The 14,743-nt window shown below is 43.7% G+C and carries 10 protein-coding genes; 8 read left to right on the forward strand and 2 right to left on the reverse strand.

Going from position 1 to position 14,743, the window contains the following annotated elements; all coding sequences use genetic code 11:
- Positions 1–331: 331 nt before the first annotated feature.
- The 5 genes from QUF19_RS11275 to QUF19_RS11295 all read left to right on the forward strand — a co-directional run bounded on the left by QUF19_RS11275 (position 332) and on the right by QUF19_RS11295 (position 7,304).
- The gene (locus tag QUF19_RS11275; protein ID WP_009846317.1) at positions 332–1,873 is read left to right on the forward strand and encodes a DUF3360 family protein; all 1,542 of its coding nucleotides are present in this window, start codon (positions 332–334) and stop codon (positions 1,871–1,873) included.
- 306 nt (positions 1,874–2,179) lie between these two features.
- A complete protein-coding gene (gene pflB, locus QUF19_RS11280; RefSeq protein ID WP_192889048.1) occupies positions 2,180–4,456 on the forward strand; it encodes a formate C-acetyltransferase in 2,277 nt (758 codons plus the stop codon).
- 202 nt (positions 4,457–4,658) lie between these two features.
- On the forward strand, positions 4,659–5,660 hold the full coding sequence (locus QUF19_RS11285; RefSeq protein WP_286293400.1) for a lipid A deacylase LpxR family protein: 1,002 nt from the start codon (positions 4,659–4,661) through the stop codon (positions 5,658–5,660).
- Between the two features lie 164 nt (positions 5,661–5,824).
- Entirely contained in the window at positions 5,825–6,565 is a 741-nt protein-coding gene (pflA, locus tag QUF19_RS11290) for a pyruvate formate lyase 1-activating protein (RefSeq protein ID WP_065111032.1), read from the forward strand.
- A gap of 238 nt (positions 6,566–6,803) precedes the next feature.
- The gene (locus tag QUF19_RS11295) at positions 6,804–7,304 is read left to right on the forward strand and encodes a YfbU family protein (protein ID WP_102437051.1); all 501 of its coding nucleotides are present in this window, start codon (positions 6,804–6,806) and stop codon (positions 7,302–7,304) included.
- A 110-nt stretch (positions 7,305–7,414) separates the two neighbouring features.
- Here the strand turns inward: QUF19_RS11295 and QUF19_RS11300 are convergent, their stop codons facing one another.
- A complete protein-coding gene (locus QUF19_RS11300; RefSeq protein ID WP_286293406.1) occupies positions 7,415–8,170 on the reverse strand; it encodes a MipA/OmpV family protein in 756 nt (251 codons plus the stop codon).
- Positions 8,171–8,524: 354 nt separating this feature from the next.
- On the opposite strand from QUF19_RS11300, the gene QUF19_RS11305 reads away from it, so the two are divergent.
- From QUF19_RS11305 to QUF19_RS11315, 3 genes are all read left to right on the forward strand, one after another.
- Positions 8,525–10,459 carry a PrkA family serine protein kinase gene (locus QUF19_RS11305; RefSeq protein WP_286293408.1) on the forward strand — a complete coding sequence of 645 codons (1,935 nt, stop codon included), beginning with the start codon at positions 8,525–8,527 and terminating at the stop codon, positions 10,457–10,459.
- A gap of 82 nt (positions 10,460–10,541) precedes the next feature.
- Positions 10,542–11,813 carry a YeaH/YhbH family protein gene (locus tag QUF19_RS11310; RefSeq protein WP_102437045.1) on the forward strand — a complete coding sequence of 424 codons (1,272 nt, stop codon included), beginning with the start codon at positions 10,542–10,544 and terminating at the stop codon, positions 11,811–11,813.
- 11 nt (positions 11,814–11,824) lie between these two features.
- Positions 11,825–13,405, forward strand: a complete 1,581-nt coding sequence (locus tag QUF19_RS11315) for a SpoVR family protein (protein WP_286293413.1) — start codon at positions 11,825–11,827, stop codon at positions 13,403–13,405.
- A gap of 193 nt (positions 13,406–13,598) precedes the next feature.
- Here the strand turns inward: QUF19_RS11315 and sohB are convergent, their stop codons facing one another.
- Positions 13,599–14,660 (reverse strand): protease SohB, encoded by a 1,062-nt coding sequence (gene sohB / locus QUF19_RS11320; RefSeq protein WP_009849001.1) that lies wholly within the window; start codon positions 14,658–14,660, stop codon positions 13,599–13,601.
- Positions 14,661–14,743 lie beyond the last annotated feature (83 nt).

Genomic DNA, 14,743 nt, shown 5'->3' on the forward strand with positions numbered 1-14,743 from the left:
AAAGGCTCGAAGAAGATAGGTAAACGTCAGTTTGTGAAAACAAATTACACGTTTCATCAATGGAACGTTAATGAATCGCTACGTTTTGTAGCTTTCTTTCACATACACTCATAAAGTGATCAAGATCAATCACCCTAAAGGGTAAGCTTGTTAGACTCCTCAGCACACAATAAGGCATTAAAAATGCCAAATATTTCTTTTAACTTAACTGCATAAAGCACATCAAAATCGTGCAACATAATGTTAATGAGTTATAACTAAGAAATAACGCAATTACGCGAACTTATAGAATTCAATTTTAGAATTACTAACATAAAAATATGAGGAATCTATGTCAGACGTTGTCAATAATGCGAACTCTGAAGTAGAAGAGAAAAGCTATAAAGAGCTGCACCGCCCTGCTTCTGAATTTGAGAGCCGCTCAGATTATCTAGATCACGAACTTCAAATCATGAAGCCTCGTCGTTTTGGCCTAAACCTTCCTGGCCGTGACTTCCGCTTTGAACTTGAAGACCTTGTTCCTGCACTTGCTGGTACCATCGGTATCATCGCGATGTACTCAGCAGTAATGATGTCTTGGGCTGATGGCCTAACTCAAGCTTGGGATCACGTAAACCTTGGTAAAGACTTCGCAATTGAAGTTGCTCGAGTAGAAATGCTTATTCCTGCACTTCTGTTCTGTATTCTTGCTTCTGGTTTCTTCAACCCTAAAGCAAACCTTGCCGGTAACCACGGCCCAATGATTCCTCTTATTGGTACCATCGCTCTCGCTGGTGCTCACCCTCTTGCATTGGCAATCCTTATCGGTGTCTTCGGTCTAATCCTAAGTTTCCTAAAAGGCGGCTCCAAGCTGGTTAACCTGACTTCGGAAGGTACCGCTGGCGGCTTGCTCATTTTCTTAGGCCTAACAGGCACCATGAGCCAAATTAACTCGATTCAAGCATGGGCGGTTGGTCTTCAATCTTCTACTGTTGAAGCGGGTAGCATGGGTTACGTTGGTTTAATCGTTCTTGCTATTACTATCGCTATCTACGCTTTCCTTGCAAAAGTGAACAAGCGTTGGTTGGCGATTCCTGTTTGTGCATTCACCGGCCTTGCTATTGCACTAGCATTAGGTGCTGGCTTCGATATCGTATTCGAAACTGAAATGGGTATTCCAAACCTGAACCCAGTTTACTGGTGGGGTTCGACTTCTGAAGGTTGGATGCTTGGCCTGCCAAACGTAGAGCACTTCATTGCTTCTCTGCCTTTCGCAATCCTTGCAGTAGCGATGTGGTCACCTGACTTCCTAGGTCACCGTATCTTCCAAGAACTGAACTACCCTAAAAAGTCTGAAAAAGTACTAATGGACGTAGATGACACAATGACTATGTGTTCTGTTCGTCAAATGGTCGGTACTGCGGTTGGTGGTGGTAACATCACATCTTCTTGGGGTACTTACATGATCCCAGCAGCAATCGCTAAACGTCCTATCCCTGGCGGCGCAATTTTACTTGGTTCTCTATGTATTATTGTTGCAATCCTTGGCTTCCCTATGGATGTAGCGGTATGGCCACCAGTAATGCGTGTTGCGCTACTTGTAGGTGTATCTCTACCTCTTCTTGAAGCGGGTATGCAGATGGTTAAGGATTCAAAAGATTCACAAGCGGCTGGTATCTGTATCTTTGGTTCTGCAGTTGTTAACCCTGTATTAGCTTGGGCTTTAACAATGTTGCTTGATAACAACGGTCTGATTGGTGATAAAGAGCGTGCGAAGCGTCTATCATTTGTCGACAAGATTGTTATCCCAGTCGGTGTTCTAGTTATCTGTCTAGTAGCAATGCTTGCAGTTGGTATGCTAGAAAGCCAATATGGTCTAAAAGCTTGGCTATAATGGTCTTTACTACACAAAAGTAGTATTGAGACTAAAAAAAAGTTTGGGTGGCAACCCCTGCCACTCAAATTTTTTCAACTTTTTTTGGCATTTATTGATTTAGTTTAAGGTTTGCAGGAATTTTTTAGCGTAGTCTTGAATTCATAGAGTAAAGACAACATATAAAAAGTAGTGACAATATATATAACCATATGAAGCTTATATGCTCATATATATTGTTATTAATAAGAGTGTACTACCCTTACGAGGGGCGCTGGCTCAACAGTGTTAAGTACGAATTTTTTCTACTAAAAAGGTAGGTATGTCATGGCAGAGCAATTTGCTAAAGCTTGGGAAGATTTTGCTGCAGGTGAGTGGCAAAGCGAAGTAAACGTTCGTGATTTCATTCAAAAGAACTACACGCCGTATGAAGGCGACGAGTCTTTCCTAGTTTCTGAAGGTACTGAGGCGACTAATACGCTTTGGGCTTCGGTAATGGAAGGTATCAAACAGGAAAACGCAACTAAAGCACCTGTAGATTTCGATACTTCTGTTATCTCTACCATCACTTCTCATGATGCGGGCTACATCCAAAAAGACCTTGAAACAATTGTTGGTCTACAAACTGAAAAACCACTAAAACGTGCAATCATCCCTAACGGTGGTGTGCGTATGGTTGAAGGTTCTTGTAAAGCATACGGTGAAACTCTTGACCCGATGGTTTCAAAAATCTATTCAGAATACCGTAAAACACACAACGCTGGTGTTTTCGATATCTACACGCCTGATATCCTGAAATGTCGTAAGTCTGGTGTTCTGACTGGTCTTCCAGATGCATACGGCCGTGGTCGTATCATTGGTGATTACCGTCGCGTAGCACTTTACGGTATTGATTTCCTAATGAAAGACAAAGCAGCTCAATTCGCTTCTCTACAAGAGCGTTTCGAGAATGGCGAAGATCTTTCTGCAACAATGCAATTGCGTGAAGAGATTTCAGAGCAACACCGTGCTCTAGGTCAAATCAAGCAAATGGCAGCGACTTACGGCTTCGATATCTCTGAGCCAGCTCAATCTGCTCAAGAAGCTATCCAGTGGACTTACTTCGGCTACCTAGCTGCTGTTAAATCTCAAAATGGCGCTGCAATGTCTCTAGGTCGTACTTCGACTTTCCTAGACATCTACCTAGAGCGTGATATCGCTGCTGGTAAAATCACAGAAGACCAAGCTCAAGAAATGATCGACCACTTCGTAATGAAGCTGCGTATGGTTCGTTTCCTACGTACTCCTGAGTACGATGAGCTATTCTCTGGCGACCCAATCTGGGCAACAGAGTCTATGGGCGGTATGGGCATCGACGGTCGTACGCTAGTAACGCGTTCGAACTTCCGTTTCCTTAACTCTCTATACACAATGGGTCCTTCTCCAGAGCCAAACATCACTGTTCTTTGGTCTGAGCAACTGCCTGACGGCTTCAAACGTTTCTGTGCGAAGGTATCTATCGATACTTCTTCTATCCAGTACGAAAATGATGACCTAATGCGCCCTGACCTTGATTCTGATGATTACGCAATCGCTTGTTGTGTATCACCAATGATCGTTGGTAAGCAAATGCAGTTCTTCGGCGCTCGTGCTAACCTTGCAAAAACTATGCTTTACGCAATCAACGGCGGCGTTGATGAGAAGCTTAAAATGCAAGTTGGCCCAGTTGGCGACAAGATCACTGACGAAGTACTTAACTACGATGACGTAATGGGTCGCCTAGACACATTCATGGATTGGTTAGCTAAGCAATACGTGACTGCGCTAAACAGCATCCACTACATGCACGACAAGTACAGCTACGAAGCGTCTCTAATGGCTCTTCATGACCGTGACGTTCGTCGTACTATGGCTTGTGGTATTGCTGGTCTGTCTGTTGCTGCTGACTCACTGTCTGCAATTAAGTTTGCTAAAGTGAAGCCAATCCGTGATGAAGACGGTATCGCAACTGACTTCGAAATCGAAGGCGATTACCCTAAATACGGTAACAACGACTCTCGTGTAGATGATATTGCTTGTGAACTAGTTTCTACGTTCATGAACAAGATCCGTAAGCTTAAGACTTACCGTAACTCTATCCCTACACAGTCAGTTCTTACTATCACGTCTAACGTGGTATACGGTAAGAAGACAGGTAACACTCCAGACGGTCGTCGTGCTGGTGCTCCTTTCGCTCCTGGTGCTAACCCAATGCACGGTCGTGATGAGAAAGGTGCTGTAGCTTCACTAACGTCTGTAGGTAAACTACCGTTTGCTGATGCTCAAGATGGTATCTCTTACACATTCTCTATCGTGCCAAACGCACTAGGTAAAGAAGAAGATAGCCAACGTTCTAACCTTGCAGGCCTAATGGATGGTTACTTCCACCACGAAGCTGGCATTGAAGGTGGTCAACACCTTAACGTGAACGTTCTTAACCGTGAAACTCTAGAAGACGCAGTTAAGCACCCTGAGAAATACCCTCAGCTAACAATCCGTGTTTCTGGTTACGCTGTACGCTTCAACTCTCTGACTACAGAGCAGCAAGCTGACGTAATCGCACGTACATTTACTGAGTCTCTATAAGCTCACGCTAAATAGATAAGTAAAATAATATTAGCCCCGCCAATGTGCGGGGCTTTTTTATATCACCCAGAAATTTATTATTTCGTCTTCACTATACGAAACGTCAGATTGAGCAAAAAACCCGTCATCTATTCACTTTTTTTTCACACCTAAACTCTAATTACGGTACTATCTTGGTTCATAATTTAAGAGTAACTGCTCCATGAAATACCTGCGTTGTTTACCCCTGATCCTTCTCTCTTTTTCATCTTTGGCATCTGAGCGATCTACGCTAACTTTTGCTTTAGATAATGATGGTATTTTTGGTGTCGACCAAGACTATACCAATGGCTTATTTCTGGGTTACACATCGTCAAGTATTACGCCATACAATTGGGTGAAACCATTAAGCCTTTCTTACTGGGGCGCAAGCTCTCTAGATAAGTGGGAAATCACCATTGGCCACAAAATGTATACGCCTTCTGATATTGAGGTAGAGACACCATCAGCCAATGATCGCCCTTATGCAGGTTACCTACACACAGAATTCAACTACATCAGCTTACACCCACAACAAGCCCAACGTTTTAATATCACCTTTGGTACCACGGGCGAACGCGCACTGTCTGAAGATGCTCAAAAGTTGGTTCACTCGATCACAAAATCAGATGAGCCTATGGGTTGGGAATATCAGGTTGACGATGAGTGGGCGGGGAGCGTTGGTTACTTAAGCCATTTCAACCTAATGCGTAATCAAGCATTGGCGAATACTGACTACGAGATCTCTAACGTTTCAGAGATCAATGTGGGTAACTTTAGAAGTGATATCTCGACTGGCTTTATGTTCCGTTGGGGCACTGACTTAGGTGGTAACTTTGGCGCAGCTAACATCAGCACTGAAAACCCATTTAAAGCTGGCATGATTGGCGCATCTAATACGGGTTGGTTTACCTATGCAGGCCTTGAAGGACGTTACCGATTTAACGACCTCACTATCGAAGGCGATCGCTCTGGTGTTGACGAATACGCAAATAAAAACAACGAAAATCCTGCTATCTACGATGTGACGTTAGAGAACATCCAAGCGACAGCCGTACTGGGTTTTGCTTGGTATAACCAATACGTTGGTGCCTCCTTCGCGCTAACGGCAAAAACACCGGATTACGAAGAAGCGAAAGAATCAATTTACACCACTGGTGGCATAACTATGTTTGCTTTCTTCTAACCACCAGCAAGGGCTTTTGTCCTTTACTTTTCCAGTTTAATAAAGGCAATCATCTTCACAGGTGATTGCCTTTCTTTTTAAAGACCTCGTTACCATTTGACCCTATTTTATGTACCGTTTTTGTAATAAAATAAACGGTATAAATTCCTCTACGAGAATAGCTCATGTCTACAACTGGTCGCATTCACTCATTCGAATCTTGTGGTACCGTCGATGGCCCTGGTATCCGCTTCATCGTGTTTCTTCAAGGCTGCTTAATGCGTTGTATGTACTGCCATAATCGCGATACATGGGATCTTCATGACGGAAAGGAAGTAACGGTCGAAGAGATCATCAGCGAAGCAAAATCATACCGTCACTTTATGAAAGCCTCTGGTGGTGGTATCACCTGTTCTGGTGGCGAAGCGATGCTACAACCTGAGTTTGTTCGTGATTTTTTCCGCGCAGCTCAAGCTGAAGGCATTCACACTTGTCTTGATACTAATGGCTACATTCGTAAGCACACAGAAGTGATTGATGAAGTACTCGAAGCCTCTGATCTAGTGATGCTTGATCTTAAGCACATGCGAGATGAGATTCACCACGATTTCATTGGTGTATCGAATAGACGAACTCTGGATTTTGCACGCTACCTACACAAAATCGGTAAGAAGACTTGGATTCGTTATGTGATTGTTCCTGGCTACACGGACACGCCTGAAGATGCTCATCTTCTTGGTGAATTCATCAAAGACATGGATAACATCGAGAAAGTAGAACTGCTTCCATACCACAAACTTGGTGCTCATAAATGGGAAGCGCTGGGTTACGACTACCCGCTTGAAGGCACAAACCCGCCAAGCAAAGAGAAAATGGACGAGATTGTTGCTGTCCTTAGTCAGTACCATTCAAACGTAAAATACTAATACTGCTACAGTTCGAATAAAGACGGTGCTCAACCTCTATTTTAAACGCCTCAATTTCGATTGGGGCGTTTTGTTTTATGGTTCAAACTATCCTTTCACTTTTCTTTACAACTTTTGTTTATCAATTCAAAAAATCATATTAAATCCGTGTTGAGATCATGTTTCCACTCGTAGGAATGCTGTTACTCTTACTGCAACAAAAGAATACAACATTTAGTTTTTTAGTGAGGCTCCTCCCATGGAAATGACCAATGCTCAGCGTCTAATTCTATCAAATCAATATTACCTAATGTCTCAAATGGATCCTGAGAACTCAGCTAAATACCAACGTCTGCAAACGGTTGTAGAGCGCGGTTACGAACTTCAAATGCGTGAACTGAACAAAGAATTTGGTTGTTTGACTGAAGCAGAATGTCGCGAAGTTATCGACATCATGGAGATGTACCATGCCATGCAAGAGTCGAACAAAATGCTAGCAGAACAAGAGCGTGCTGAAGTTGATCAACGCCGCCTACAGTTCCTAGGTTTTGATATCGCTTCTGAAGCACAAATCGTACATTACGTGCGTTTCCTTGTTGATTCTGAAGGTCTTTACCCTCAATTCGACAAAGCAGATCACCACTTCAACAGCCAAATGCCAATGCTAGATAAATACCGCCGTATGCTAACTACATGGCGCAATTGCCCTCGTCAGTATCACCTATGCGCGACAGAGCTATCTCAAATCTTTAACGCTTAATACGTTAAGACATAAGCTTTAACTTGGCTTATAACAGTTTCAAAAAAAGGGTTACTCATCATGAGTAACCCTTTTTTAATGTTCGTATATAAACAGACAAACCAAAATAACTAGAAGACGTAAGCAACACCGACGTTAGCAGCCATGTTAATGCCACTTTCAAGTATTGGGCTGTTCTCAATATCACCTTCAAGGTTGGTATAGCGAACACCGCCAGTCACTCGGATATTTGGCGTTACATGTAAATAACCACCTAAACCAATAAAGTACTGACCGTCCCAGTCTGCATCGAATTCATCCAAATTGGTTCTCGCCGCTTCTGCTGAGCTCACTCCATACAGGTGATTATTCAAGCGCTCACTGTTATAGGCATACCCAATAGAAGGGGTAATCGCCCAACCATTGCGACGAAGCGGTAAACGCCATGCCGCTTCCGCATAGATACCATTATGCCTAAACCCTAAGTCAGAGCCTGCTGTCGCTTCAAACATCCCCACCAAGGTGATCACTTGGTAACTGATACCACCTAACACTGATGCTTTACGTTCATCTAATTTTTGAATATCAACGTTATCAGAATCACCCGGCTTTAATGTTCTCGAATCATAAACCGCTCGAAACACAATATTTTGTGGGGAGCCCGCTGGAAGTAAGCGATAACCCGCGCTGAATCCACGCATGAAAAAGTGCTCGCCTTCATAGCCAACCATAGGGATGACCGCTCGATTTGAAGGAGTATCTTTATAGACCGCTGGAGAATAAGAAGCTGCAACGCCAAGTGACCACTGTGAGATTCTCGCGTGTACGTTTGTCGTTACTAATATTGCGGCACTGATGACGACCGTTTTTAACCAATTATTCTTCACTTTCTCTACCTATTTTTTAAGCAATTTTTGATAACGTCGCGCATTATATGGCATTCCATTCCAAAAAATCAATAAGACTCAGTGATACATCTAATACACACAAATCCACAGCAAGAATTATAAAACGTCCTAAAATCACAAAACAAACGGCTAGCTAACCTCGAATACAAAATAATTTGATTCGACTTGCCTCAAGTTGCCTATTGCTTTCGTAAGCCTATTCACACGCAAAATTGTAAATAAATACATAATTGTTAAGCAAAATTGTGGAAGCGGGTCTAATCTTAAAATGTAGGGAGAGCCTATTTTTCAATCGCTCATCAGTTTTGACTGGTTAACAAGGGGAATGTGACTATGAGTATTTTTGACCACTATCAATCACGTTATGAAGCAGCCAAGGAAGAAGAGCTCACATTGCAAGAGTTCTTAGGGCTGTGTAAAGACGATAAAAGTGCTTACGCTAACGCTGCTGAGCGCTTACTACTGGCCATCGGCGAACCGGAGGTTATAGACACCGCTCAAGACCCCCATCTAAGTCGTATTTTCTCGAACCGTGTCATATCGCGCTACAGCGAATTTAAAGACTTCTATGGCATGGAAGATGCGATTGAACAGATTGTTTCTTACCTAAAACACGCAGCACAAGGCTTAGAAGAACGTAAACAGATCCTTTACCTACTTGGCCCTGTGGGTGGTGGTAAATCATCCCTTGCTGAAAAGCTAAAAGCACTGATGCAAAAACTGCCAATCTATGTGCTGTCTGCTGACGGTGAGCGAAGCCCTGTAAATGATCACCCCTTCTGTCTGTTCGACGTAAATGAAGATGGCGATCTTTTGAAAAAAGAGTACGGAATAGAGAAGCGCTACATACGCTCTATCATGTCACCTTGGGCTGCTAAACGCCTCCATGATTTCGGTGGTGATATTTCTAAATTCAAAGTCATCAAGCTGCGTCCTTCGATTCTCGACCAAGTTGCGATCGCGAAGACAGAACCGGGTGATGAAAACAACCAAGATATCTCTTCACTTGTAGGTAAAGTCGATATTCGTAAACTTGAGCACTTCTCTCAAGATGATCCGGATGCCTACAGCTACTCAGGTGCGCTGTGTAAAGCTAACCAAGGTGTGATGGAATTTGTGGAAATGTTCAAAGCGCCAATCAAAGTCTTGCACCCACTACTGACCGCCACGCAAGAAGGTAACTTCAACGGTACCGAAGGGCTTTCTGCGCTGCCGTTTGATGGCATGATTTTGGCTCACTCGAATGAGTCAGAGTGGCAAACCTTCCGTAACAACAAGAACAACGAAGCCTTCCTTGACCGTGTCTACATTGTAAAAGTCCCTTACTGTCTACGCGTCTCTGAAGAAGTGAAGATCTACCAGAAATTGCTTGAGCACAGTGAACTCTCCAATGCACCATGTTCACCAAGTACACTCGCTCTGCTATCGCAATTCAGCATCCTTTCGAGACTGAAAGAACCTGAAAACTCTTCTCTGTTCTCAAAAATGCGTGTTTACGATGGTGAAACCCTGAAAGACACAGATCCAAAAGCGAAGAGCTACCAAGAATACCGAGATTATGCTGGCGTTGATGAAGGCATGTCTGGGCTATCAACGCGTTTCGCCTTTAAGATTCTGTCCCGCGTGTTCAACTTCGACCAAGCCGAAGTGGCAGCAAACCCGGTTCACTTGTTCTACGTTATTGAACAACAAATCGAACGTGAGCAGTTCCCTCAAGAAACCGCTGAGAAATACCTTGAGTTCTTGAAAGGATACTTAGTACCACGTTACGTAGAGTTTATCGGTAAAGAAATTCAAACCGCTTACCTAGAGTCTTACTCTGAGTACGGACAGAATATCTTCGACCGCTATGTGACCTACGCTGATTTCTGGATTCAAGACCAAGAGTACCGAGATCCAGAAACAGGACAGCTATTTGACCGTGCTTCTCTGAATGGTGAACTAGAGAAAATCGAGAAAACAGCTGGGATCAGTAACCCTAAAGACTTCCGAAATGAGATTGTGAACTTTGTGCTTCGTGCCAAAGCCAACAATAACGGTCAAAACCCCGTTTGGACGAGCTATGAGAAACTGCGCACTGTGATTGAGAAGAAAATGTTCTCCAACACAGAAGAGCTACTTCCTGTTATTTCGTTCAATGCTAAGACCTCAACGGATGATCAGAAAAAACATGACGACTTCGTTGCTCGTATGATGGAAAAAGGCTACACCGAGAAACAAGTTAGACTGCTATCCGAGTGGTACCTAAGAGTTCGTAAATCCTCATAACCAAACTGTATTGAGCTGTTCAAGTGAGCAGCTCGTACATAATAAAAAGTAGGATCGTGACATCAGCTGAGAGGGAGTTCTTATGGCACAATTTATCGATCGGAGGCTCAATGGCAAGAATAAGAGTGCTGTAAATAGACAGCGCTTCTTAAGACGCCATAAAGAGCAAATCAAAGAATCTGTGGCCGATGCAGTCAACCGACGCTCAATCACCAATACTGAAACGGGTGAAGACGTTACTATTCCTCATAAAGACATCAAAGAGCCTAGCTTTCACCAAGGTCAAGGCGGCATAAGAGAGCGCGTTCACCCTGGTAATGACCAGTTCATCACAGGCGACAAGATCGAACGCCCTAAAGGTGGCGGTCAAGGTGGCGGTTCAGGTCAAGGTGACGCAAGCCCTGATGGCGAAGGCCAAGACGAATTTACCTTCCAAATATCAAAGGATGAGTACCTAGACATTCTCTTTGAGGATTTGGCTCTACCTAATCTAGAAAAAAATCAGGTCAACAAAATCACCGAATGGAAGATACACCGCTCTGGTTACCAAAGTGCGGGGATTCCATCCAACATCGCCATTGTCCGCTCTCTACAACAATCTCTAGCTCGCAGAACGGCGATGACAGCGGGTAGAAAGCGTGAATTGAATGTACTGATGGAGCAGCTCGACCAAGTTAAAATGACTGAGCCTGCACAACCCTTTGAAGAAACACGTCTAAAAGAAGAGATCGCCGAACTGCGTAAACGCATTGAGAGCGTGCCATTCATTGATACCTTCGATTTACGCTACAAAAACTATGAGAAGCGCCCTATTCCATCTAGCCAAGCGGTCATGTTCTGCTTAATGGATGTGTCGGGTTCAATGGACCAAGCAACCAAAGACATCGCTAAGCGCTTTTATGTGCTGCTCTACCTGTTCTTGAACCGTACTTATGAAAACGTCGATGTGGTGTTTATTCGTCACCATACTCAGGCTAAAGAAGTCGACGAGCATGAGTTCTTCTATTCGCAAGAGACTGGTGGCACCATCGTTTCTAGTGCACTGAAATTAATGAAAGAGATTGTCGCAGACCGTTATCCTGCTAATGAGTGGAATATCTACGCTGCACAAGCTTCTGATGGAGATAATTGGGCTGATGACTCCCCTCGCTGTAAAGAACTGCTGGTCAATACGTTATTACCGACTTGCCAATATTACTCTTACATCGAGATTACGCGCCGTTCACACCAAACACTTTGGCATGAGTACGAGAAGCTAGAAGCGAGCTTCGATAACTTCGCCATGAAGAACATTAAAACGGTGGATGATATTTTTCCTGTGTTTAGAGAACTGTTCCAGAAAGAGACAGCGTAAGGGGGCTTGCCATGACAGCGAAATCAAACGTTGCAGAAAAATCAAACATTGCCGATAGAGACAAGGCGACACAGAAGAGAAACGACAAGATGCTGCCTGATGGTCCAGATTGGACGTTCAACCTCTTAGAGCAATATCACGTAGAAATTAAGCGTGTGGCGCAGCATTACCGTTTAGACACTTACCCGAACCAGATTGAAGTGATTACCTCTGAGCAGATGATGGATGCTTACTCGAGTATTGGTATGCCCATCAATTACAACCACTGGTCTTTTGGTAAGAAGTTCATCCAGACAGAGCAAAACTACAAACACGGCCAAATGGGCTTAGCGTACGAAATCGTGATCAACTCAGATCCGTGTATTGCTTACTTAATGGAAGAGAACACGGTCACCATGCAAGCGTTAGTAATGGCGCACGCCTGTTACGGCCATAACTCGTTCTTTAAGGGTAATTACCTGTTCCAAACTTGGACGGATGCTAGCTCGATTATCGACTACCTCTTGTTCGCGAAAAAATACATTACCGATTGCGAAGAAAAATACGGTGTAGCTGAAGTCGAGAAACTTCTCGATTCTTGTCATGCTCTCATGAACTACGGCGTAGATAGATACAAACGTCCAGAGAAGATTTCCATTGCAGAAGAGACGGCAAGACAAGAAGAACGTGAAGCTTATCTGCAATCTCAAGTGAATGAGCTTTGGAGAACCGTTCCTCAAAACAAAAGTAAGGAAGAAGAAACCAAGATACGTTTCCCTAGTGAGCCTCAAGAAAACATTCTCTACTTTATTGAGAAGAACGCCCCACTGCTTGAACCTTGGCAGCGAGAGTGCGTTCGTATTGTTCGCAAGGTAAGCCAATACTTCTATCCTCAGAAACAAACTCAAGTAATGAACGAGGGCTGGGCAACCTTCTGGCATTACACCATTCTTAACCACCTTTACGACGAAGGCTTGGTGAGTGATAAGTTCATCTTAGAGTTCCTACACAGTCACACCAGTGTGGTTGCTCAACCCGCCTACAACAGCCCTTATTTCAGTGGGATAAATCCTTATGCCCTTGGCTTTGCGATGTTTAGAGACATCCGACGCATCTGTGAAGAGCCAACCGATGAAGATAGAGAGTGGTTCCCTGAATTAGCCGGAAGTGATTGGTTAGAGGCCGTGCACTTTGCGATGCACAACTTCAAAGATGAAAGCTTTATCAGCCAATACCTTTCTCCAAAGATCATTCGTGACTTTAAGCTGTTCTCAGTACTCGACGACGACCGTAAAAATACCATTGAAGTCAGTGCGATTCACGATGATCCTGGCTATCGCCTGATTAGAGAAAAGCTCGCGGCGCAGTACAATCTAAGCAACCTTGAGCCGAATATTCAGGTGTTCAATGTCGATGTTCGTGGTGATCGCTCAATGACACTGCAATATGTGCCTCATGACCGTATCCCACTAGATAAAGGCTACGATGAAGTATTGAAACACCTTTATCGCTTATGGGGCTTTGATGTAATTTTGGAAGAACTCAAAGACACAGGTCATAGAGAAATATTGACCACCTGTCCGAAACGCAATGATTATGGAGCCAAGATTTAATGCTAATCACAATAAATAAGTGATTGGTATAAGACTCCGCTCCCCCTACAACATAGTGGTTAAACCCGCTCGGAAGTGGAGCAATAAAAAAGCGCATAAGTCTGATGACTTATGCGCTTTCTTTTTTAAGGCTCAAATATCTTCAATAGGTACTAAACCTAGAACTAGATACTAGAGATAAAGCTGAATAAGCTTAAACAATCGGCTTTTGGCCGCGTTCAATCAGCTTCATCAGCACGCTGTCTGCAGATTTACCTGCAACGCCCGCTAGCTTGTCTGAAAGCTTTTTCTTTTGTACGTAGTGAATCGCTAGAACCGTCTTGTCTTTACATGCTGCTACGACTAAATCATCAGAAGTGCTGATCTCATCCACCAGCCCAAGCTCATGCGCTTGTGTACCAAACCAGTGCTCACCTGTTGCTACTTTTTCAAGGTCTAGCGCAGGTCGATGGTCACGAATGAAGTCTTTAAACAAACCATGAGTTTCCTCTAGCTCTTCTTTAAACTTCTCGCGTGCTTTATCACTGTTCTCACCAAACATAGTAAGCGTGCGTTTGTACTCACCTGCCGTTAGCTGTTCGAACTCAATGTCGTGCTTTTTAAGCAGCTTGTTGAAGTTTGGCAGTTGAGCGATAACACCAATAGAACCAACAATAGCAAACGGTGCAGACACGATTTTGTCTGCGATACATGCCATCATGTAACCGCCACTTGCTGCGACTTTGTCTACCGAGATAGTCAGAGGCAGACCTGCCGCTTTGATACGGTCAAGTTGAGAAGACGCCAAACCATAGCCATGAACCATGCCACCGCCAGATTCCAGCTTAAGCAATACTTCGTCACCTTCGCGAGCAACAGCCAGAACCGCGGTTACCTCTTCACGTAAAGAAGCCACTTCTTTAGCATCAATGCTGCCATTAAAATCGAGAACGAATAGGTGTGGTTCACGCTTGCTATCAAGCTCACCCTCTTTCGCTGCTTTCTTCACTTCTTTGCCACGTGATTTTACTTTTTCTTTTTCCGCTTTCTTTTCTGCTTTATCACGTGCTTTGATGAAAGCATCATCATGCAAATGGTGCTCTAGTTGTTCAATCGTTTGTTTGTGGTGCTCAGATAGGTTCGTGATTTCCAGCTCACCTTTAATTGCGCTTGATTTTCCACCCACAGATTTAGCTATCACTAAAATTGCAATGATGGCGATTACAACGGTCGCAATCTTGGCTAAAAACAAGCCGTAGTCCAACAAAAATTCCAATGTCATATCCCCTATTGTATGAATTAGTGTATTGTAACCATCTTGTCACGATTACCAAGAATTTCTCATCATTCCTGCGGTTA

The organism is Vibrio sp. FE10, from assembly GCF_030297155.1.
GTDB classification, from domain to species: domain Bacteria; phylum Pseudomonadota; class Gammaproteobacteria; order Enterobacterales; family Vibrionaceae; genus Vibrio; species Vibrio apostichopi.

Bases quoted from the DNA above. Each gene is read 5' to 3' on its own strand.
- QUF19_RS11285 (WP_286293400.1), top strand. From the start codon at position 4,659: ATGAAATACCTGCGTTGTTTACCCCTGATCCTTCTCTCTTTTTCATCT.
- pflA (WP_065111032.1), top strand. From the start codon at position 5,825: ATGTCTACAACTGGTCGCATTCACTCATTCGAATCTTGTGGTACCGTC.
- QUF19_RS11305 (WP_286293408.1), top strand. From the start codon at position 8,525: ATGAGTATTTTTGACCACTATCAATCACGTTATGAAGCAGCCAAGGAA.
- QUF19_RS11295 (WP_102437051.1), top strand. From the start codon at position 6,804: ATGGAAATGACCAATGCTCAGCGTCTAATTCTATCAAATCAATATTAC.
- QUF19_RS11275 (WP_009846317.1), top strand. From the start codon at position 332: ATGTCAGACGTTGTCAATAATGCGAACTCTGAAGTAGAAGAGAAAAGC.
- pflB (WP_192889048.1), top strand. From the start codon at position 2,180: ATGGCAGAGCAATTTGCTAAAGCTTGGGAAGATTTTGCTGCAGGTGAG.
- QUF19_RS11315 (WP_286293413.1), top strand. From the start codon at position 11,825: ATGACAGCGAAATCAAACGTTGCAGAAAAATCAAACATTGCCGATAGA.
- QUF19_RS11310 (WP_102437045.1), top strand. From the start codon at position 10,542: ATGGCACAATTTATCGATCGGAGGCTCAATGGCAAGAATAAGAGTGCT.